Annotated in this window: 17 protein-coding genes and 1 pseudogene; 5 read left to right on the top strand and 13 right to left on the bottom strand. The window is 73.0% G+C overall.

Translation table 11 applies throughout. The features are described from left to right. Positions 1-2: 2 nt before the first annotated feature. The 6 genes from AB0N76_RS28235 to AB0N76_RS28210 form a co-directional block, all read right to left on the bottom strand. The gene (locus AB0N76_RS28235) at positions 3-1586 is read right to left on the bottom strand and encodes a hypothetical protein (RefSeq protein ID WP_363561730.1); all 1584 of its coding nucleotides are present in this window, start codon (positions 1584-1586) and stop codon (positions 3-5) included. After that, positions 1583-2485, bottom strand: a complete 903-nt coding sequence (locus AB0N76_RS28230; RefSeq protein ID WP_363561728.1) for an ATP-binding cassette domain-containing protein — start codon at positions 2483-2485, stop codon at positions 1583-1585. Before AB0N76_RS28230 ends, AB0N76_RS28235 begins: the two co-directional genes overlap by 4 nt. 114 nt (positions 2486-2599) lie before the next feature. Beyond that, complete coding sequence (locus AB0N76_RS28225) at positions 2600-3760, bottom strand: histidine kinase (RefSeq protein ID WP_363561726.1); 1161 nt, start codon at positions 3758-3760, stop codon at positions 2600-2602. After that, a complete protein-coding gene (locus AB0N76_RS28220) occupies positions 3753-4457 on the bottom strand; it encodes a response regulator transcription factor (protein WP_363561724.1) in 705 nt (234 codons plus the stop codon). Before AB0N76_RS28220 ends, AB0N76_RS28225 begins: the two co-directional genes overlap by 8 nt. Before the next feature lie 70 nt (positions 4458-4527). After that, positions 4528-4740 (bottom strand): MbtH family protein, encoded by a 213-nt coding sequence (locus tag AB0N76_RS28215; protein ID WP_363561722.1) that lies wholly within the window; start codon positions 4738-4740, stop codon positions 4528-4530. A gap of 11 nt (positions 4741-4751) precedes the next feature. Continuing rightward, a complete protein-coding gene (locus tag AB0N76_RS28210) occupies positions 4752-5663 on the bottom strand; it encodes a winged helix-turn-helix domain-containing protein (protein WP_363561720.1) in 912 nt (303 codons plus the stop codon). Positions 5664-6287: 624 nt separating this feature from the next. On the opposite strand from AB0N76_RS28210, the gene AB0N76_RS28205 reads away from it, so the two are divergent. Continuing rightward, positions 6288-7805 (top strand): oligopeptide:H+ symporter, encoded by a 1518-nt coding sequence (locus tag AB0N76_RS28205; protein WP_363561718.1) that lies wholly within the window; start codon positions 6288-6290, stop codon positions 7803-7805. Between the two features lie 131 nt (positions 7806-7936). Here AB0N76_RS28205 and AB0N76_RS28200 read toward each other — a convergent pair whose 3' ends face one another. Then, the gene (locus tag AB0N76_RS28200) at positions 7937-10234 is read right to left on the bottom strand and encodes a hypothetical protein (RefSeq protein WP_363561716.1); all 2298 of its coding nucleotides are present in this window, start codon (positions 10232-10234) and stop codon (positions 7937-7939) included. A 345-nt stretch (positions 10235-10579) separates the two neighbouring features. Here AB0N76_RS28200 and AB0N76_RS28195 point away from each other — a divergent pair, with 345 nt between their 5' ends. Both AB0N76_RS28195 and AB0N76_RS28190 read left to right on the top strand, forming a co-directional pair. Beyond that, complete coding sequence (locus AB0N76_RS28195; protein ID WP_363561714.1) at positions 10580-11755, top strand: histidine kinase; 1176 nt, start codon at positions 10580-10582, stop codon at positions 11753-11755. A 122-nt stretch (positions 11756-11877) separates the two neighbouring features. Beyond that, a complete protein-coding gene (locus tag AB0N76_RS28190) occupies positions 11878-12543 on the top strand; it encodes a response regulator transcription factor (RefSeq protein WP_363561712.1) in 666 nt (221 codons plus the stop codon). A gap of 2 nt (positions 12544-12545) precedes the next feature. Here the strand turns inward: AB0N76_RS28190 and AB0N76_RS28185 are convergent, their stop codons facing one another. Both AB0N76_RS28185 and AB0N76_RS28180 read right to left on the bottom strand, forming a co-directional pair. Next, complete coding sequence (locus tag AB0N76_RS28185; protein WP_363561710.1) at positions 12546-13124, bottom strand: signal peptidase I; 579 nt, start codon at positions 13122-13124, stop codon at positions 12546-12548. An 87-nt stretch (positions 13125-13211) separates the two neighbouring features. Further along, a complete protein-coding gene (locus AB0N76_RS28180) occupies positions 13212-13865 on the bottom strand; it encodes a hypothetical protein (protein WP_363561708.1) in 654 nt (217 codons plus the stop codon). A gap of 228 nt (positions 13866-14093) precedes the next feature. Here AB0N76_RS28180 and AB0N76_RS28175 point away from each other — a divergent pair, with 228 nt between their 5' ends. Further along, a complete protein-coding gene (locus AB0N76_RS28175; protein ID WP_363561706.1) occupies positions 14094-15011 on the top strand; it encodes an LLM class flavin-dependent oxidoreductase in 918 nt (305 codons plus the stop codon). Between the two features lie 83 nt (positions 15012-15094). On the opposite strand, the gene AB0N76_RS28170 is transcribed toward AB0N76_RS28175, so the two are convergent. The 4 genes from AB0N76_RS28170 to AB0N76_RS28155 form a co-directional block, all read right to left on the bottom strand. Beyond that, entirely contained in the window at positions 15095-15724 is a 630-nt protein-coding gene (locus AB0N76_RS28170) for a sortase (protein ID WP_363561704.1), read from the bottom strand. A gap of 76 nt (positions 15725-15800) precedes the next feature. Next, positions 15801-16802, bottom strand: coding sequence for a hypothetical protein (locus AB0N76_RS28165; protein WP_363561702.1), 1002 nt, complete (start codon positions 16800-16802; stop codon positions 15801-15803). Positions 16803-17386: 584 nt separating this feature from the next. Continuing rightward, the gene (locus tag AB0N76_RS28160; protein ID WP_363561700.1) at positions 17387-18469 is read right to left on the bottom strand and encodes an RICIN domain-containing protein; all 1083 of its coding nucleotides are present in this window, start codon (positions 18467-18469) and stop codon (positions 17387-17389) included. A 90-nt stretch (positions 18470-18559) separates the two neighbouring features. Continuing rightward, complete coding sequence (locus AB0N76_RS28155) at positions 18560-19246, bottom strand: transposase (protein WP_363561698.1); 687 nt, start codon at positions 19244-19246, stop codon at positions 18560-18562. 254 nt (positions 19247-19500) lie between these two features. Here AB0N76_RS28155 and AB0N76_RS28150 point away from each other — a divergent pair. Beyond that, positions 19501-20134, top strand: a pseudogene (locus AB0N76_RS28150) (hypothetical protein); the annotation flags it as partial.

The following is a 20134-nucleotide window of genomic DNA, read 5'->3' as shown; positions in this document are numbered from 1 at the left end:
GCTCAGTCCCTCGTGCCGCGCCGGGCGGCGCCCAGCAGGACCACCGCCAGCAGCATCGCCAGCGCCAGCGCCGCGACCACCAGCGGGCCGGGGCCCGCCGGACGGCCCGCCACCCGGACCGCGCCCATGAAGTCGACGGCCGCGACGTGGTTCGCCACCAGGTACCAGAGCGGCAGGTAGAGCGCCTGGAAGGGGCGGTGGGAGCGGCTCAGGTAGCCGAGGAACATCGCCAGGGCGGGGATGAACAGGGCACCGGCGGCCCAGCAGGCCGCCCCGCGTACGTCCCCGGCCAGCAGCTCCCGGACCAGCGGGACCAGGCCGAGCAGCACGGTCAGCACCAGGCCGGAGGCCCACTCGGCGAGCAGCCGCAGCCGCGGGGCCGGGCAGGCGCCGAGCAGACCGTCCAGGCCGTGCTCGGCCTGCCGGCTGCCCAGCCGGGACCAGAGCAGCACCGGCCACAGCCAGAGCGCCGGCAGCACCAGGCCGGTGACCAGGCCGATCGGCAGCACGGCGGCGGCCGCGCCCAGCGCCGCCGCGCCCAGCCACCACCAGCGGGAGACCCCGCCGAGCAGGATCCGGACCTCGCCGGCGACCAGCCGGCCGATGCCCCGGCCCCGCTCCGGCGCGGTGGCCGGCAGCACGACGGGCGCCGGTCCGGCGGGGGCGGTCGGCACGTCCTGCTGCCCGCTGCCGGTTGCGCCGACGCCGCCGTTGACGGACCCGGACGACCGGGCCGGGTCGAAGCGGCCGAACCAGAGCGCCGGCAGCACGGCGAGCCCCACGGCCAGCAGGACCAGCACCAGCCGGCCGCACAGGAAACCACCGGACAGCCGCAGGCCGTCCCACTGGAACGGGATCAGCGGCGCGTCCACCTTGGTCAGACCGAGGCTGAACGGCCGGTGCGGAGCGCCGCCCGTCACGCCGGTCAGCGCCGCGTCCATCGAACCGGACACCTCGTGGACGCCCAGGCCGTCGAACGGTCCCCCGCCGGCCTGCCCGCCGATGCAGAAGGCCAGCGCCAGCAGGAACCAGACCACGTTGCCGCCCCCGCCGCGCAGCGGCCGGACGGTCTCGAAGAAGACGGCGGCACCGGCGGTGACCGCGACCACGGGCAGCGCCAGCGTCAGGAACGGTCCCAGCAGGGCCACCGGGTCGACGGCGCGGTCCTCGCCGCGCACCAGTTGCAGCACCAGCGTGGTGCCGGCCAGTACGGCCAGCATCGAGGCCAGCACCAGCAGATTGCTCAGGAAGCGCCCGGCGAGGTAGCCGGCGCTGCGCAGCGGGGTGGCCGCGAGGATCTGGCCGACCCCGGTGTCGGTGTCCCGGCCGATGCCCTTGCGGACCACGTAGAAGCCGCCGACGGTGATCCACAGCGCGGCCGCCAGGGCCGTCGCCACGCCGGTGTAGGCGCTGTTGTAGAGCCCGCGGTACTCACCGACGGCGACGATCGCCCACCGGCCGCCGGCGGGCGGGACGGCGAGGCAGCCGAGGCCGACCGCGGCCAGCAGGGTCACCGCGTAGACGGGGCGGCGCACCCGGTCCCGGAAGTCCCCCAGGGCCAGCGCGGCCAGGTTGCGCGCGTTCATGCCCGCACCGCCGTGGCGGCGAAGTCCAGGGCGGCGGCGGGCCGGTGGACGATGCCGAGGTAGGCGTCCTCCAGGTCCGGCGGCACCGGGACGGCGCCGGGCACCGGCGCGCCGTCGGCGAGGACGCGCAGCCGCACGCCCTCGGCGGTGCGGACCGTCCGGCTCACCAGGTGGGCGTCCTGGTGGCGGGCGACCTCGTGCGGGGCGACGGTCAGTTCCCAGACCCGGCCGTCGAGTTCGGCCAGCAGGGCCTCGGGGGTGTCGCGCCGCAGCAGCCGGCCGGCGGCCACCACCGCGACGTCCGAGGCGACCGACTCGATGTCGGAGACGATGTGGGTCGAGAGCATCACCAGCCGGTCGGCGGCCAGTTCGCTGAGCAGGTTCCGGAACCGCACCCGCTCCTCCGGGTCCAGCCCCGCGGTCGGCTCGTCGACCACGATCACCCGGGGGTCGCTCAGCAGCGCCTGGGCGATGCCGACCCGGCGCAGCATGCCGCCGGAGTACTTGCCGAGCGGCCGCTTGACCGCCTCGGTGAGGTTGACCAGCTCGATCAGTTCCTCGATCCGGGCCTTCGCCGAGCGCGCGGACAGGCCCTTGGCGGCCGCCAGGTAGGCCAGGAACTCCCGCGCCGTCAGATTCGGGTAGACGCCGAACTCCTGCGGCAGGTAGCCCAGTTCGCGGCGAAGCAGATCCGGTTCGGCCAGTACGTCGGCCCCCCGGTAGATGAGCCGGCCGCTGCTGGGCCGGGTTACCGTGGCGACGATCCGCATCAGCGAGGACTTGCCCGCCCCGTTCGGCCCGAGCAGCCCGAGGATTCCGGCCCCCAGCCGCATCGACACTCCGTCGACCGCGCGCTTCCCCCCCTTGTAGACCTTGGTGACGTCGGTCATTTCGAGCATGATTCGCCTTTCCGGATCAATTGGTGTGCGATCCAGAATTCCGGACACCGGCTCCGACGACATCCACCATTCGGCAGATATCGCGCCGGAATCCCCGGGTCGGAGCGGATTTCCTCAGGCGAGCGGCAAGGAGGCCTTCACGCGCCAACCGCCCTCGTGCGGGCCGGCGCTGGCGTCGCCGCCGAGGCTGCGGACGCGCTCGGTGAGGGCGAGCAGGCCGGTGCCGCCGCCGCTGCGGTGGCGTACGCGTGACGCGCTCCCGCCGCCGTCGTCCGTCACCGACACCAGCAGGCCGGCGTCCCCGAGGCCGGCGCGGACCGCGAGCCGGGTGGCGCCGGGAGCGTGCCGGCGGATGTTGGTGAGCGCCTCCAGGACCAGCCGGTAGACGGCGTCCTCGACCTCGGGCGAGGCGGCGCCGGCCAGGCCGGGGTCCAGCTCCAGGCTGCCGGTCAGGGTGCCGGAGGCGAGGAAGCGGTCGATCAGGTCGGGCAGGTCCGCCAGGCCGAAGACCCGCGTCGGCGGGGGCTCGGTGAACGGCCGGCCGTCCGACTCGCGCAGGGTCCGCAGCGTGTCGTCCATGGACTCCAGGGCGCGGAGCCCGGCCGCCTCCAGCCGGTCGAGCAGCTCCCGGGTCTGCTCGGCGTCGTAGCCGCTGACCTGGGCCGCCTGCACCTCCAGCAGGATGCCGGTGACCTCGTGGGCCACGAAGTCGTGCAGGTCGCGGGCCACTTCGAGGCGCTGTTCGCGCCTGGCCGCGCGCACCGCGCGGGCCCGGCGGGCGTCCTGCAGCCGCAGGTGCACCGCGACGCCCGCCGTGGCCAGCACGGGCGCGGCCGTGATCGTGCAGAGCAGCACGCCCTGTTCGACGTCGCTCGGGGGGTGGTGCAGGGTGTAGCGGAGTGGCAGTGCCAGCGCCACCAGGGCGAGCGGCGGACCGAGCGCCGCGGCCTGCCCGAGCGGCGCCCGGCGCAGCACCCAGGCCAGCAGCACCAGGTGCGCCGCCAGCTCGAACGGCACCCAGGGCAGGACCAGTTGGGCCCTCCCCTGGTAGCCGAGGTCGACCGCCAGGGAGGCGGCGAGTACCCCGCCGACGGCGAACGGCACCGCCCGCGGCCCGAGCAGGCCGCGCAGCGCCGCCACCGTCACCGCGAGGACGGCGGGCAGCGCGGCCTCCAGGGCGGCCGACCGGCCGCCGTTCGGCGCCAGCGGCACGGGTACGAGCAGCGCCGTGACCAGCACGGCGAGGGCGGTCAGCCGCCGGTCGGTCTCAGGCATCGGAGCCCTCCGTGCGGGGCCCGGGCAGGCGGGAGGCGGCGGACCGGCCCGGCGCGTAGCCCAGCTCGACGGCCCGGACCGCGATGCCGACCCGGTTGCGCACCCCCAGCTTCCGCTGGACGGCGGCGACATGGGTCTTCACCGTGCCGGCCGAGATGAAGAGTTCGGCCGCGATGTCGGCGTTGGTCCGGCCCTCCGCGACCTGCCCGGCGATCTGCGCCTCCCGCGCGGTCAGCCGCTCCCCCGCCGGCTCGCCGCCGGGCTCGCCGCTGGTCAGGTGCTTCAGGAGCCGGACGGTGACGGCCGGGCTGATCAGGCTCTCGCCCGCCATCGCGGCCCGCACCGCCTCCACCAGCAGGGCCGGCCCCGAACGCTTCAGCAGGAACCCGCAGGCGCCGTCCCGCAGCGCCGGGTAGACGTACTCGTCGAGGTCGAAGGTGGTGACCACGACGACCTTCACCCGGGGTTCCGGCGCCCGGGGGCCGCAGAGCCGCCGCACCACCTCCAGGCCGTCCATCCGCGGCATCCGGACGTCGACCAGCGCGACGTCCGGACGCAGCCGCTCGGCCTGTTCGACGGCCGCCACACCGTCGGCGGCCTCGCCGACGACGGTGATGTCCGGCTGCCCCTCGAAGATCCGCCGCATCGCGCGCCGGACCATCTCCTGGTCGTCGGCGATCAGCAGGCGAATCGTCATGGGAAGGCCGTTCCGTACTGGCCCCGGGGGCCGGTGGTGGGTGGTGGGGTGGAGGTGGGCGGTCGGGTGGTCAGTCCGTGGCGACGACCAGGCTCCGGGGGCGCATGTCCGTCCAGTTGGCGTCGACGTGCTCGACCGCGGTGGCCCGGTCGGCGTCGGCCAGGACGACCCGCCACCCGGCCGGCACCTCGGCGAAGGCCGGCCAGAGCGAGTACTGGTCCTCCTCGTTCATCAGGACGTGGAAGGTGCCCTCGGCGTCGTCGAAGGGGTTGGCGTTGGCCATGTCGGTACCTTTCAGGCGGGGATGTCGGCGCGGCTTCCGGCCGGCGGCCGGGTGCCGTGGCGCTGCACGAGCGCCACGCCGAGTCCGGTCAGGGTGTGCAGCGCGGTGTTGCGGTTGCGCAGGGTGGTGACGAGTCCGGCCCGGCGCAGCACCGCCGCGTGCTTGCTGGCGCCGGCCAGGGAGATGCCCAGCCGCTCGGCGAGCTCGCTGGTGGTGCAGGTGTCGGTCAGGGTCTGCAGGGCGGCCGCCCGGGTGTGTCCGACCAGGGCGCCGAGCGCCTGTTCGTCGGGGCCGGGCCCGGTCGCGAGCCCCTGCCGCACGGTCGGGTCGACGGGGAAGACCAGGACGGGGCCGCCGACCTCGCGGTCGTGCTCCAGGAACACGCAGGTCCGCCCGGGCAGGAAGAACCCGGGGCTGAGGACCAGTCCCCGGCCGTCCAGCCGGACGTCCCGGTCGGGTCCGTCGTGCAGTTCGAGCACCCGTCCGTTCCAGCGCAGCTTGGGGTGGACGGTGCCGAGTAGCCGCTCGACGCCGCCCGCGATCACGATCCGGGCCCGGGCCTCCCGGATCCGTTCCAGCTGAGTGCGGACCTCTCCCCAGTGCGGCAGCACCGCGACCTGGGCGAAGGCGGCGAGCTCGGCGTTCAGCTCCGGCGCGGCCCCGCCCTCGGCCGGGCGGCCCTCGGCGGGCCGGCCGAAGGCGTGCAGCAGCTCCGGCAGGGTCCGGTACCGCTGGGCGAGGGCCTCCAGCCCGGCGCCGCGGGCGCCGAGCTCGGCGCGCACCCGGGCCCGCCACGGGTGGCAGACGGCGGAGCCGCCCCGGGTCCACAGGTGCAGGGCGAACAGGGCCTCGGTCATCGGGCCGAGCCCGGCCACCATCCGTGAGCGCGCCAGGTCCTCGACCGTGCAGTGGATTCTCAACACAGGGATCTCCGTTGGGACGTGACGGTGCCGGCAGCGCGCCCCCGCCCGGTCACGAACGGGGTTCGGCGGGAGCGGGCCCGGGGTCCGCGGTGCGGGGCGGCGCAGGTGGCGCGGGTGGCGCGGGTGGCGCGGGTGGCGACAGTTCGGCCGGTGTCGCCGCCGCCCGGCTGAGGGGCAGCACGACCGCCTCCCGGCGGGGCCGTGTGAGCCGCTCGACCATTCCTATGAGCGTGAGCAGCAAGCTGCTTCCTCCTCGAACTCGAAGTCGATCTTCGTTCCGACCCGGGGAATCCTAGGGACGGAACGCACCGAGGAAGTCGACCCGGCGGCAGCCGAAGATGATTACCGGGGCATCGAAAGTCGTCCACCGGGAATCGACGATCGTGCACGAATCGGCCGGTCGTCCACACCGAAAGGGAGCCCGCCGGGAACAATCGACGACTGTCGCGCGCCGGGACCGTGGCCTAGAAATGAGGAGCCTGCGGGAGATCCGGCCGTTCCGGCACGGGACACCCAGGCAGTCGGCCCCCACGCCGACCCCGATCCGTCGCAGGGTCGCGGCGCCGCCCGTCCGGCGGGCGCCCCCACCGGCGACCAGCGAGCAGCAATCAGTAAGGAACCACCATGGCATCGAGCCTGACCACCGACACGGTCGGCGCCGCCGGCGGGAGACCCCTCTCCCGTCACCCCCGTGGCCTGGCCACCCTGTTCTTCACCGAGATGTGGGAGCGGTTCTCCTACTACGGCATGCGGGCCCTCCTCGTCGTCTACCTGATCTCCGGCGGGTCGGACGCCGTCGTGGACAGCCAGGGCGGCGGCTTCGCCATGAAGGCGACGGTCGCGACGGCCGTGTACTCGGTCTACGTCGCCATGGTCTACCTGATGGCGATGCCCGGCGGCTGGTTCGGCGACCGCGTCTGGGGCGCCCGGAAGACCGTCGTCATCGCGGGCGTCGTGATCATGACGGGACATTTCCTGCTCGCCCTGCCCGGGCAGGTGATGTTCTTCGCCGGCCTCGCGTTCGTCGCGGTCGGCTCCGGCCTGCTCAAGGCCAACATCTCCACGATGGTGGGCCACCTGTACGACGGCCCGGCCGACCCGCGCCGGGACAGCGGCTTCACGCTGTTCTACGTCGGCATCAACCTCGGCGCCTTCGCCGCGCCCTTCGTCATCGGCACCGTGGGCCAGACGCTGAACTGGCACGTGGGCTTCGCGATGGCCGGCGTGGGCATGGCCCTGGGCCTGTGCGTGTTCCTGCTCGGCACCCGGCACCTGAGCCCGCAGAGCTTCGTCGTGCCGAACCCGCTGAGCCCCCGGGAGCGCTCCGCGGTCCTGGTCAAGGCAGCTGCCGTCACGGGTCTCGTCGCCCTCGGCTACGCGGCCCTGGTCCTGACCGACGCCTTCACCCTGAACTGGGTGCTCATCCCGCTCTCGCTGGCCGGTCTGCTGATCCCGGTCGGCGTGCTGGTCCGGATCAAGCGCGACAAGGACCTCACGGCCGCCGAGCAGTCCGGGGTGAACGGCTACCTCTGGTTCTTCGGCGCCGCCGCCGTGTTCTGGATGATCTACGACCAGGCCGGTTCCACGCTGGCCACCTTCGCCGAGACCCGGTCCGCGAACACCCTGCTGGGCCTCGACTTCCCGTCCACCTGGTTCCAGTCCCTGAACCCGCTGTTCATCCTGGCCCTGGCGCCGGTCTTCGCCTGGCTGTGGATCGCGCTCGCGCGGCGCGGCCAGGAGCCGAGCACCGTGGTGAAGTTCGGGCTGGCGCTCGTCCTGGTCGGCGCCTCCTTCTTCGTGTTCGCCGTACCGCTGCTCGCGGCCGGCGCCGAGGGCAGGGTCAGCCCGATGTGGCTGGTGCTGATCTACCTGATCCAGACGGTCGCCGAGCTGTGCCTGTCGCCGGTGGGCCTCTCCCTGACGAGCAAGACGGCGCCGGCGAAGTACGCCTCGCAGATGATGGGCGTGTGGTTCCTCGCCGTCACCACCGGCGACTGCGTCACCGGGCTGCTGGCGACGGCCGGCGTGGACCTCAACGGCCCCGCGGCCGTCCTCGGCCAGGCGGCCCTGGCCGTCGCGGCGGGCTTCGCCGTCCACCTGGGCCGCCGGAGGGTGCGGGCCCTGATGGGCGACGTGCACTGACCTGCCTGCCGCTGCCCCCCGCCGTGACCGGACACCCTCCGGTCACGGCGGCTCGGCGGGAAGACGACGACGGCGGTTCCCAAGCCCGTGACCGGGTCCGGGAACCGCCGTCGTGTCGGTTCAGGCGACGATCAGTCCACCTCGTCCGGCACCGCCATCAGCCGGGCCCTGGCGACGGGGCCGGGGGTGGAGGCGGGACCGGGGGCCAGGGCGTCCAGGCGGGCGCGGATCCGCTCGGCGTCCGGGGTGCCGAGCCGGTCCGCGACGTTGAGGGCGAGCCGCAGCCGGATCTCGCCCTCGACCTGCTCGCCCTCCCCGCAGAGGATCGTCCCGGCGCCCTCCAGCGCGAGCATCTCCTGGTGCGGGAGCGGGAGTTCACAGGCCAGGTCGCGGGCCAGCGCGTAGTGGGTGCGCGCGTCGGACCAGCCGGTCTCGGCGAGCAGCCGGCCCAGCAGGTTCTGCGCCTCCGCCTCCGTCCCCGGGTCCTGGAGGTCCCGGCACAGGCTCAGGGCCCGCCACAGGTTCTGCAGCGCCGACTCGTAGGCGCCGGTGGACCGCTGGGCGTCGCCGAGCACCGCGAGCGCCCGGGACTCGCCGAACCGCAGCCCGAGCTCGCGGTAGCCGGACACCACACCGGAGAGCCACTCGACCGCGACCACGGCCCGGCCGGCCGCGAGGTCCACCCGGGCCAGCCCGAATAGCGCCTCCAGTTCCCCGTGCCGACGGCCGCCCTCGCGGTGCAGCTCCAGCGCGGCGGTGAACTCCCGCTGCGCCCGCGCCGTCTCGCCGAGCGCCAGGTGGGCGTCCCCGAGCAGCAGCAGGGTGTCCGCCCGCCCCTCGTCGTGACCCAGCGCGCGGTGCAGCTCCAGCGCCTCCTCCAGGCTCCCGACGGCCGCCGGGTACTGGCCCGTCAGCTGCTGCATCCGCCCGAGCGCCGCCAGCGCGGCGGCCCGGCCCGGCCGGTCACCGATGGCGGCGCAGAGGTGCGCGGCCTCCCAGTGCCGGGCGGCGGCGGCCTGGTACTGGCCGGTGCGCTCGCCGACGACGCCCAGGCCGAGGTTGGCGTCGGCCCGGCCGGGTCGGCTGCCCAGGAAGTCGAAGAGCTCCAGCGCGGGCTGGAGGTTCTGGGTGGCCGGCCCGTGGTCGCCCAGCGCGAGCTGCGCGCGGGCCAGCCCGACCATCGCGGCGCCCTGGCCGAGCCGGTCCCCGGCGGCGAGGTGCAGGTGCAGCGCGCTCTGGTGGGTCTCCACCGCGGTCCGGTAGCCGCTCAGCGACTCCTGGACCCGGCCGAGCCCCGACAGGGCGTAGGCCTCGCCGGTGCGGTCCGCAAGGCCCCGGTACAGCTCCTGCGCCTCGCGGAACCGCTCCTCGGCCGCCGTCTGCTCGCCCGTCAGCCCGTCCAGCTCGCCCAGGTTGAGCAGGGTCTCGGCCCGGCCGCGCCGGTCGCCGACGATGGCGGCGCTGTCCAGCGCGAGGCGGTGCAGCACCCGGGCCTCCGGCCAGTGGCCCCGACCGCGGAGGAAGGCGTACAGGGCCGTCGGCAGCAGCACCGCGTGGGTGTGGCGGCCGTGCCGGACGGCGAAGTCCACCGCCGCCTGGAGGTTGGCGCACTCGTCCCGCAGCCAGCCGACCGCCCGTTCCGGGGTGGACAGGTCCGGGGCCCGGTCCGGGTTCGGCGTGAGCCGGCCGGCCGTCAGGAGGGGGCGGCGGGCGAGGTGCCGGTTCGCCGTGGCCGCGCAGGCGAGGTAGTGGTCCAGCAGCCGGTTGACGGCCGCGGCGCGGGTGTTGGGGCCGTCGCCGAAGGCCAGCACCCTGGCCGGTTCGCGCAGCGCCTCGGGCACCCGGTAGCGGCCGCGGCCCGGCCGCTCGACCAGGTGGCGGTCGACCAGGGCGTCCAGCAGCCGGCCGACCGCGGCCGGCTCGCTGTCGACCAGGGCCGCGGCGACCAGGACGTCGAGGTCCGGTCCGGGCACCAGCCCGATCCGCCGGAGCAGCCGCTGCTGCGGCACCTCCAGATCGCGGTACGCCAGGTGGAAGGCGCCGGCGACGGCGGGCACGCCCATCGGACGCCCGGCCGTCCCGGCCAGTTCGGCGGCGAGACCGGCCAGCGGCCAGGACGGCCGGTGGCGCAGCCGGGCGGCCGTCAGCCGGACGGCGAGCGGGTGGTGCCCGCACCGGGCCACCACGTCGGCCACCACCGGGTCCGCCTCGTCCAGGCCGAGCCGGCCGGACTCGACGACGAACAGCCGGGCCGCGGCGGCCGGGTCCAGGGCGTCCGCCGCGGCCGCGAACGGCGCCGCCTCCGCCCCTCGGTCGAAGGGTGTCCGGGCCCGGATGTCGGGTCGGGGCCCGGGCGGACGGCCGGACGCGAGGGTCACGGCCGTCCGGACGAGGCGGGCGCTGCTGTTACGAAGACGGCGAATGCTCATGGCGCTTTCTCTGTGGGGAGGTCGTGCCGGGTCGGCGGGAACCGCGCGGAATTCGCTGCTGAATCCGCACCCCCGGGCATCCAGTGATCATCCCCTCGCCGGGGCATCGGACTCCACGGCCGAAGGTCGATGAAAACGCATCCCTGGTTGCCTGGGAATTCACCATTCGTGCATGGACGATCGGGAATCGACAGGAAACGATTCCCCCCTCCCGAAACTCCCTTTCACACCCTGCCCGAGCGGCCGGGGTCCACCCGCCGGGACGGGTCCGCAGCCGAGCCGGGCACCGACTACACTCTGTCCCTTTCGCCCGGATAAGCCACCTTTGATCAAGGACCCCTCGCCGTGACGCCTTCCGACGCTCCGGACGCCTTCGAGCGCTGGTACGCCGCCATCACGAAGCCGGCCGGACGGTCCGCCTGGATGCGCCTCGACCTCCTGGTCGTCGGCCTGGTGGCCATCGGGTCCGTCAACAACGCCCTCAACCCCGCCACCGGGCTGCTGTGCAGCGCGCTGCCCGCCTCCCTGGTCGCCCTGCTGGTGACGGCGGCCTTCCTGTGGCGCCGCCGGGCCCCGCTGGCGGTGGCCGTGCTGTCCCTGGCCGGACTGGTCCTGGACGGCGCCCGCACCCCCGTCTTCATCGCCCTGTTCAACCTCGCCCGGTACCAGCCGCGGCACCGGGCGCTGGTGCTGACGCTGGTCGGCACCCTGTCCGTGCCGCTGAAGATGCTGCTCCCCGGATCGCCGGTGAGCAGCATGTCGAACAACCTGCTCACCTCGGCCTTCTACTCCCTCCTCCCGATCGTCTTCGGCCTCGGCGGGCGGGCCTACGAGCGGAGCATCGTCGCCCTGCGCGAGGAGCGCGAGCGCCGGGTCGCCCAGACCAGGACGGAGGAGCGGATCCGGCTCGCCCGCGAGATGCACGACGTCCTGGGCCACCGGATCGCGATCATCGCGATGCACGCCGGGGCCCTCGAATTCGTCCCGGGGGTGAAGCCGGAGAGCCGGCAGGTGGCCCGGGCCATCGGCGACACCTCCCGGGCCGCGCTGCGGGACCTGCGCCAGGTGCTGGGCGCGCTGCGGGACGGCGACGACTCGGTGATCGCCGGCCACTGCCTCTCCGACGTGAAGAAGCTGGTGGCCGACGCCCGGACGTCCGGCCTGCCCGTCACCCTCGCCACCAACGTCTTCGACCCCGTCCCCCCGGAGCTGGCGCTGACCGCGTACCGCACCGTCCAGGAGTCGCTCACCAACATCGTCAAGCACGCCCCGGAGGCGAAGACCGAGGTGCGGATCACCACGGCGGACGGCAGGCTCGAAGCCATGGTGCGCAACGATCCGTCGCAGGCCCCCGCCCGGTGCATCGCGGTGGCGGGCGACGGCTTCGGGATGCTCGGGCTGCGCGAACGCGTCTCCCTGCTCGGCGGGGAGTTCCACGCCGGCCCGACCGAGGCGGGCGGCTGGAAGGTCGTGACCTCGCTCCCGCTCGACACCCCGGCCCCGGCCCCCGTACACCCCTAGAACCCACTTCCGGCGGGCACATCATCCACTTTGGTGAACGCCCGCCGTGCGACCCTCGGAGATCTCGAAACACCCGGTCGTGGCACCGGGCGAACAGTGGAACGGACCCGGAGGAGGCGGCAGTGATCCGCGTGCTGGTGACGGACGACGAGCCGCTCGTGCGGTTCGGGCTGCGCGCGCTGCTGGAGGCCGCCGACGACATCACCGTCGTCGGCGAGGCCGCCGACGGGGCCGCGGCCCTCGCGCAGGCCCGGGCCCTGGCCCCCGACCTGGTGCTGACCGACCTGCGGATGCCCGGCATGGACGGCATCACCGCCACCAGGCAGCTGCTCGCCCTGCCGAACCCCCCGATCGTCCTGGTCCTGACCACCTTCGACACCGAGGAGGGCGTCACCGAGGCCCTCCAGGCCGGCGCCGCCGGCTACCTCCTGAAGGACGCCCCGCCCGAGCAGCTGGTCGGCGCGATCCGCCTGGTGGCGAGCGGCGGCACCGTACTGGCCCCGGCCTCGGCGGCCCACCTGGTGAACGCCTCCCGCGACCGCGCCACCCAGCCCGCCCGCGTCCCCCCGGACCAGCGCCGCCGCCTGGAGAAGCTCAACGACCAGCAGCGCGAACTCCTCCGCCTGGTCGGCGGCGGCCTGTCCAACGCCCAGATCGCCCAGCGGATGTACCTCGCCGAGGGCACCGTCAAGGCCTACGTCTCCCGGCTGCTCAGCGCCCTGGCCGTGGAGAACCGCACCCAGGCCGCGATCCTGGCGCACATCGCGGGCCTGCTCGACGAGGAGTAGCCTCACGGCGTCGCGAGCGCGGGTCCGGAGTCCCGCGCACCGTTGCGGCAGCCCCGCAGCAGCAACACGTACACCGCAACGGCGACCGCCGCCGCACCCCACTCCCCGTCCTGCAGCCAGAGCCAGGCCGTCCCGGCGTACGGGATCGCGACGGTGACGATGCCCTCCAGCTGCTCGGCCCGGACGAGCGCGGGGTCGGGGTCGCGGTTGGCGTCCCCCTTGGTCCGGTAGGCCGCGCCGTCCTCCAGTCGCTCGACGGCCCGGTGAGTCGTCATCCGGTCGCCGCGCGCCGCGTCCTTGAACGAGATCACGGCTCCGCCACCGACCTCCTGCACGGTCGCCGACCTGGCGGCGACCACATCGCCCCGGCTGAGCGCCGGCTCCATCGAGCCCGAGACGATCACGGACGGGCTCCAGCCCCAGACCAGGGCGGCCAGGGGCATCACCAGCAGACTCGTGACCAGCGTGACGCTCGCGCAGCACGCGGCGACCCGGCAGACCTGCCACCAGCTCTCGGTCTCCTCCGGAGCGGTCCCCTCCGCTCCCCCGTTCTCCTCCCCCGGCGTCGATTCGCCATTCATTCCATACACCTTCCTGCCCTCCGGCCAACCCCGCCTCGTGGCGGCCGCCCCACTGGGAGGACGGGCGGCCGCCACGAGGGTGGAGCGTTACTTCACGACGTCGATCTCGGCACCGAGGCCGAACTTCAGGCCGGAGTTCGCGGCCTCGGCCGGGGCGTCGTCGTCCAGCTTCCAGTCCAGCGTGACGTCAGCCCGGTTCGTCGGGGCCTGCATCTGGTTCCGGTCGAGCTTCTGCCGCAGCAGCTCCACCCGGCGGCCCTCGTTCTCGCTCGCGTACCACTCGGCGAGGGTCATCTCCTTCTCCTCCTTGTGGTTGCCCTGCTTGACGCCGATCTTGAGGCGCAGGTGCTTGGCCAGCTCGGAGTGCGAGGGAATGATGACCGGCTGGCCCTGGCCCTTGGTGACGGCGATGTCCTTGAGGATCACCTGTCCCCAGCTCTCCTTGCCCTCCGCCTTGCCGGGCTCGTAGGTGTAGGTCACCTTGGCCGTGCCGGTTGCACCGGGCATCAGGCTCTTGGCGCCGGTCAGGTCGACCACGGCGTCGGTGCCCTTGTCGCTGCCGACCTTGGACTTGGTCCACGAACCGGACTCGATGACGTTGTTGTTGTTCCAGGCCGAGGCCGTGACCGTGGCGTGGGTGGCGGCGAGCACCATCGCGCCGGCGCCGAGGACACCGACCGGCACGGCCACCAGCTTCGTCCAGCGCTTGGCGGTCTCGGTGCGCCGCTTGTCCATGCTCATTGAATTGATCTCCGGTTTTCGGAATTCCGCGCCCGGCCGGACCGACCGGGCGCCCGTTGATCAAATCCCGGCCGGGCGAATCCAAAGTTGACCGGAACGGCAGCGAAAGTGGCATTCCCCGGTGCTACGGTCCATTTGTACCGAATCGACCAGGAATCGTTTCGCCTCGTATTTCATTCGGGGCGCGACGCCACCGCTCCACGATCCGAAAGGCTCTTCTCCCCTCCGATGGAACTGATCGTCGATGATCAGGCACCGATCCACGTGTCGGGCCACGCGAACGAGCCGGCCGGTACGGCGCTCGCCGCTCAGGAGGCCGTCCGGCTGGCGCTCGACTGCGAGCAGCTGGGGTGGGACGGCTACTGGGCGGCCGCCGGCCCCGACACGACCGGCCACGGGTACGTGCTCGCCGCCATGGCCTCCGCCGCCGCCGCCATCACCGCGTCGATCCGGGTGGGATCCGGCCTGGTGCTGCCCGCGGACGGCGGCCCGGTCCGCGGCGTCGCCGGCTTCATGTCGCTCGCGCACCTGCACCCGCGGCGAACCGACCTGATCGTCACACCGGACCCCGACACCATGCACGGCCCTCATGCCCCGAGTCCGCGGCTCGCCGCGCTCCTCGCCGCCCTCCGCTACGAGGAGACCCCGGATGCCTCCTCGCCACCGCCCGGGACGACGCCGAGGATCTGGCTGACCGGACGGCACACCGAGGACGCCATCGCTGCGGCCACGTACGGGCTGCCGTTCTGCCTCCGACTCCCCGCCGATCGACTGCCGCACCCCGAGCCGCTCGACTATTACCGGATGTTCTGTGAGACGGAGAGCGACCCCGAGGCGCAGCGCGTCGCCCTCGCCCTGCGGATCGCGTGCGCCGAGAAGCCCGACGACGCCGCGGCCATGCGGGCCCTGCTGGCCTGGTCGGAACCGGCGGAGCCGCACCCCTCGCGCCCTGCTCCCCCATCCTCGGCCCGGCCCCGGACCCTGGTCGGCACCCCGGACCAGATCCGGCCGGAGCTGAACCGGCTGCTCGACCTGTACCGGCCCGACGCCCTGGCCGTCTCCACGCCCTGCCCGGACTACCGGCTGCGCACCCAGTCGTACGCCCTCGTCCAGGAATTGATCACCCGTCGGCGCCCCTTCCCCTGAGGGGCCCACCACCAGACGAAGGCGCCCGGCCGGGAGAACCCCGGCCGGGCGCTTTCGCGAGCCCGTGGCCCGAGCGACCGGCCTCAGACGACGAGGTCGGCGTAGATGATGATGTTGTCGGTGCGGTGACCGTCCTCGATCCCGCCGCCGCAGGTCAGCAGGCGCAGCTCGGCGTGGTCGGTCGAGCTGTAGACCTTCTCGGTCGGGAAGTCCTTCTTGGGCACGCCCTGGACCTCCCGGATCCGGAACTTCGCGGTCGTGCCGTCCTCACGCGGGACCTCGATGACGTCGGCCGCCTTGATCTTCCCGACGTCCTTCATCAGGGCCGGGCCGTGTTTGGTGTCGAAGTGGGCGACCAGGACGGAGATCCCGACCTCGCCCGGGGTCACGCTCTCCGGCCACCAGCCCAGGCTGTCCGCGTCGGTGTCGGGGTCCGGGACACCGAGCTCGCCCGTGGCGTCGAGCTTGAGGTCGACCATCTTCTTGGCGTCGATGCCCGCCGTGTCGATCCTCATCCCGGTCGGGCGGGCCTTCGGCAGCGCCTGCACGGGCTCGGGGGCCGGGGCGGCCGAACTGGTGCCGACCTGGGGATCCGGGGGAAGGTCCGCGGCACCGCCGCAGGCGGCCGTGGTGCCGAGGGCGACGAAGCCGACGGCCGCGGCGGCGAGGAGCCTGATCCGGTGGCGGGAACGGGCGCGGGTACTGGGAATCACGAGCTGCTCCGGGCAATGGGAACCCCGGTGGCCCACTCGCCGGGCGAGTGGGCCACCGGGGCGGAGGGAACGGGGATCAGGCCTGGCCGCGGCGGCGCAGGACCAGGGCGAGGCCCGCGGCACCGGCGCCGGCCAGGCCGACACCCGCCGCGAGCACCCCGGTACCGGCGTCGACGGACTCGGCGCCCGCCTTCACGGCGCCCTTGGGAACGACCGGCAGAGAGGTCTGGCCCTTGGACTTCTCACCGGCGGACGCCTGGCTCGCGGGCCGGCCGCCGTCGGACGACTGACCGTTGGACGGCGCGCCACCCGCAGGCTGCCCCTTGGGCTGCTCACCGGCGGGCGCCTGGTTCGCGGGCTTGCCGCCGTCGGACGACTGACCATTGGACGGTGCGCCACCGCCGGGCTGCCCGGTGGGCTGCTGCCCACCGGACGGCGAGGTCGGCTTGGGCGTACCGGGCTGGTCGCCGGCGTCCTTGGTCGCGGTCACCTTGCCGTCGCCCGACAGGGTGAAGGTGTGACCGTTGTGCTTGCCGGTGACGGGCTTGGCGCCCTTGTCCACCTTCAGCGTCAGCAGCGACCCGCTGAGGGCGATGCGGATGTCCGCCTCGTAGCCCTTCTCCACACCCGCCGCGGAGGCGACCTTGAAGACGTCCGCAATGTAGCCGTCGATCAGCTCCTGCGAACCGGCCGGCCGCCTCGCCACATCCGGCGCCTTGTCCTTGGTCGCGGTCACCTTGCCGTCGCCCGACAGGATGAAGGTGTGGCCATTGTGCTTACCGGTGACCGGCGCGGCGCCCTTGTCCACCTTCAGCGTCAGCAGCGGCCCACTGAGGGCGATGCGGATCTCCGCCGTATAGGTCCCCTTCTCTTCGGTGACGTCCGCGACGTAGCCGTCGAGCAGCTCCTGCGTCTTCAGCTTGTGCCCGTTCCCCGCCGGCCCGGGGACCGTCGGGGTCGCCGACCCGGTCGGCCACGGGTGCGGGTCCGCGCTCGGGGGCGCGGCCGGGGGGCCGGACGGCGTGTCGGCGAAGGCATTCGCGGCCGGGAGCGCCACGACGCCCACGATTCCTGCCACTACGGCTGCATGACGAAAACGATTACGCATTGCTTTCCCGAAACTCTTTCTTCCATCCGCCCAGCAATGGCGGTTCGCCGGCCAACGCTATGCCGAGAAATGGGAGTCCAACCGCCAATTGGCCACCGAATCAACCTTCACCGACGAAATACTTCACTTTCGTTCAACGCCGTCGACATCGAAAGCTGTCGATCTTTCGCCGCGCCTTGACGGCCGCCCGCCAGACACCCCGGAACACCCGGCCATCGTCACCGTGGGCCGGCCGTGCCGGCCGGTGCCCGTTCCCTCATCGCGATCGGGGAGTGGATAACGGACGCCCCGCAGTCGGCCCTGGAGGTCCTCGACTTCCCGGCCGAGCCGCTGACCGGTGTCCATCCCGTCCCTCACCCGGCGACCGTCCGGCGCCCGCTCCAGCGGCTGGACGGCGACGCTCTGGACGCTTGCGGACTCCACTCCACCGGAGTCCGCTTCGGAATGGACTCCGGTGGAGTCCGGTTCGCTCCTGCAGAAGAGTCCACAGGGCCCCTCCTACGGAGTCTTCTCCACTCCGCAGAGGACTCCATAGGAGGGGTCAACCGATCCCGCTACGCGCACTTGCGGATGGTCACCCGGCCGCCGTTCTTGGTCATCTCACTGGAGTGCGGCGCGAGACAGAGCCCCGTCCACTGGTTGGTGAAGGTGTAGGTACCGCTGATCTTGGTCGGGTTGACCGACCAGAGCTGGTTGCCCGAGTCCCAGCGGGTCTCGCAGCCCCACCACATGAGCTGGGTGTTCTGGCCGGGCGGGGTGCCGTTGTTGTAGGGGACTGTGAGGCAGTAGCCATTGTTGTTGCGGATGGTGAAATAGCCGTTGCTCGCCTTGACGGCGTTCCATTTCTGCGCGGCCCCGCCGTCGCAGGTACGCTGCACCACGAGCCCGCCGTTGGGGACGGTGGGGCCGATGGCCAGGCACTTGCCGCTCAGCAGGTTCTTGTAGGGAGCCTTGCCGCCGGCCGACCACATGTCGTAGGTCTTGGTGGCCGGCGGGTCCTGCCCGCAGATGTCCCTCAGCTCCGCGTCGGTCATCTTGCGGCTCTGATACAACCAGGCGAAGGACCGGCTGGTGTCCGGCACCCGGACGACCGCGTTCTTGACGAGCTCGTTCCTGTTGCCGTCGTAGCGGGCATCGATGTCGACGACCGCCTCGATCAGCGGCTCCCTGACCTCGATCCAGCCGACGCTGCCCAGGGGGACCGTGGCGGTGTGCGTGTGGGTGTCGCTGGTGCTCCAGGTCCAGCTCCAACCGAGCTTGGGCCCGACGGAGGCCTCCCAGTCACCGAACTTCTTCTTCCCGCCGATGTCGAGGCCGAAGGAGAAGCTGGTGGAGGAGCTCTTGGTTCCGGCGACGCTCACGCTGCCGCTACTGGTGCAGCCGTAGGCGATGGGGCTGTTCCCACCGCCGAGCTTGTCGGGCATGGTGGCCTCGCCCCATACTTGCTTGCTGCTTTTGAAGGTGAGGTAGCACTCGGGGTCCCAGTAGATGATGTCCCCGGCCTGCGTGGGCCTCGGGTCGGCGCAGTCCTCGGCTACCTGCGCGGGCGACTTGGCCGCCGCGAACGCCGTCGGGGTCAGCGGGAAGCAGCTCATTATCAAGGCGAGCAACACGATCGCCCTCTTCACGTTCTTCACGAGGCGTGAGCTTAGGGATCATGAATGGCCGCTGAGGGAACGCCGCATGTATCCCAGGGGCATTGCATGGTTGCGGTCTGTCCGGATTGATCACGTGAGGCCGAGGATTCGCAGGGGTCGGGTGTGGTCGCGGCCGGTGTGGCGGAGGGCAGCGGCGATGTTGGTGTGGCCGTTCTGGCGGAAGATGAGGATGGCGAGGTTGCGCAGGCCCGCCATGGTGCGGGGCAGGTGGCCGGTGCGGACTTTGGAGTCGTCCTCGCGGAAGGTCCGGTCTCGGACGTGGTGCAGGAGGTTCTCGATGCCCCAGTGGCCCCTGATCCAGGTGGCGAGCTGGACGGCGGTGGCGTCGTAGGTGTCCAGGCCAGTGATCAGGTAGACCCGTTCGATGGTGAGCTTCCCGGTCGAGCGGTCGCGGCGCCATCGGACGGTCTGGATCGCCTGGCGGGCGCCGGGATGGTCGAGGCGGACCGTCTTGCCGTCGACCGCGATCGCCCGCGGCACCGGCTTCGCCGATCGCTCGGACTCGCTCGGGTGTACTCCTCCGGCCTGTAGGAGTGCTCCGATGGCAGCGTCCGGAGCGTCGCCGTCCAGCCGCTGGAGCAGGCGCCGGACGGTCGCCGGGTGAGGGACGGGATGGACACCGGTGAGCGGCTCGGCCGGGAAGTCGAGGACCTCCAGGGCCGACTGCGGGGCGTCCGTTATCCACTCCCCGATCGCGATGAGGGAACGGGCACCGGCCGGCACGGCCGAAGCCGCCGCGCACAACAGGGGGAGCATCGGATACCGCCGCCCCCGCCGACTGCGTGGGTCGGGCACCCAGATACATCACATCACAAGACCGGCGGACCGGACCGATCTCGAACATGCACTGCCCCTGGCCACCCCCTTCGGCCTCGGCACTGGGCCGAAAGCGGGGAAACGGGGACGAAAAACCGATGACATCACGTCAGGTGATCGTTCTTTGGGCCCGGTCCGGGCTATTCCTGATCGCGCACGCGTGTGGACGCGTGATCGTGGGAGGACGGTACCGGGTGCGCGCGGTCAGGTCGGTGTTCGACGGTCGGGTCTCGACGGTGGTGCGGGGCGTGCTCGCCCTGCTCTGCCTGACGCCGGAGGGCGGGTTCGCCGTCGCCGCGCCGCTGCAACCGCAGCGGGCCGTCACGACCTTCGCCGAGCAGACCCGCGCCCAGGTCGCCTGCACGCCGACCGGCACCAACACCAACTGTGTCCGCTTCACCTACAGCGGCGGCGACCAGACCTTCACCGTGCCGGCCGGCGTGAGCAGCGTCTACGCCCGCGTGTTCGGTGCCGGTGGCGCGGGCACCCCCAGCGCCTACTACACCGGCCAGTACGGCGGCGGTGGCGGCGGATACACCACCGGAACGCTTGCCGTGACGCCGGGTCAGCAGCTGACCGTCACCTCCGGGCAGGGCGGCCGGCTCAACGGCACCAGCTCCACCTACGGCGGCGGCGGAGCCGGCGGCTCGGGTACCACCCTCGCCGCCGGCGGCAGCGGCGGCGGCCTGAGCGCCGTGTGGAACGGCGGCTACGGCACCAACCCGCTGCTGATCGCCGGCGGTGGCGGCGGGGCCTCGCCGGGTGCCGACGCCGGCGTCCCGGCGGCCGGCGGCGGCGGTGGCACCAACGGCGGCCAGGACGGCCAGC

The organism is Kitasatospora sp. NPDC093806 (assembly GCF_040683335.1).
GTDB lineage: Bacteria > Actinomycetota > Actinomycetes > Streptomycetales > Streptomycetaceae > Kitasatospora.
The sequence above is the reverse complement of the archived record's forward strand: the minus strand, read 5'-3'. Positions and strand labels throughout refer to the sequence as shown.

What these genes read in the sequence shown, in the direction of transcription:
- AB0N76_RS28235 (WP_363561730.1), bottom strand. Translation starts at nt 1,586, where the DNA reads ATGAACGCGCGCAACCTGGCCGCGCTGGCCCTGGGGGACTTCCGGGAC.
- AB0N76_RS28230 (WP_363561728.1), bottom strand. Translation starts at nt 2,485, where the DNA reads ATGCTCGAAATGACCGACGTCACCAAGGTCTACAAGGGGGGGAAGCGC.
- AB0N76_RS28225 (WP_363561726.1), bottom strand. Translation starts at nt 3,760, where the DNA reads ATGCCTGAGACCGACCGGCGGCTGACCGCCCTCGCCGTGCTGGTCACG.
- AB0N76_RS28220 (WP_363561724.1), bottom strand. Translation starts at nt 4,457, where the DNA reads ATGACGATTCGCCTGCTGATCGCCGACGACCAGGAGATGGTCCGGCGC.
- AB0N76_RS28215 (WP_363561722.1), bottom strand. Translation starts at nt 4,740, where the DNA reads ATGGCCAACGCCAACCCCTTCGACGACGCCGAGGGCACCTTCCACGTC.
- AB0N76_RS28205 (WP_363561718.1), top strand. Translation starts at nt 6,288, where the DNA reads ATGGCATCGAGCCTGACCACCGACACGGTCGGCGCCGCCGGCGGGAGA.
- AB0N76_RS28200 (WP_363561716.1), bottom strand. Translation starts at nt 10,234, where the DNA reads ATGAGCATTCGCCGTCTTCGTAACAGCAGCGCCCGCCTCGTCCGGACG.
- AB0N76_RS28185 (WP_363561710.1), bottom strand. Translation starts at nt 13,124, where the DNA reads ATGAATGGCGAATCGACGCCGGGGGAGGAGAACGGGGGAGCGGAGGGG.
- AB0N76_RS28180 (WP_363561708.1), bottom strand. Translation starts at nt 13,865, where the DNA reads ATGAGCATGGACAAGCGGCGCACCGAGACCGCCAAGCGCTGGACGAAG.
- AB0N76_RS28175 (WP_363561706.1), top strand. Translation starts at nt 14,094, where the DNA reads ATGGAACTGATCGTCGATGATCAGGCACCGATCCACGTGTCGGGCCAC.
- AB0N76_RS28155 (WP_363561698.1), bottom strand. Translation starts at nt 19,246, where the DNA reads ATGCTCCCCCTGTTGTGCGCGGCGGCTTCGGCCGTGCCGGCCGGTGCC.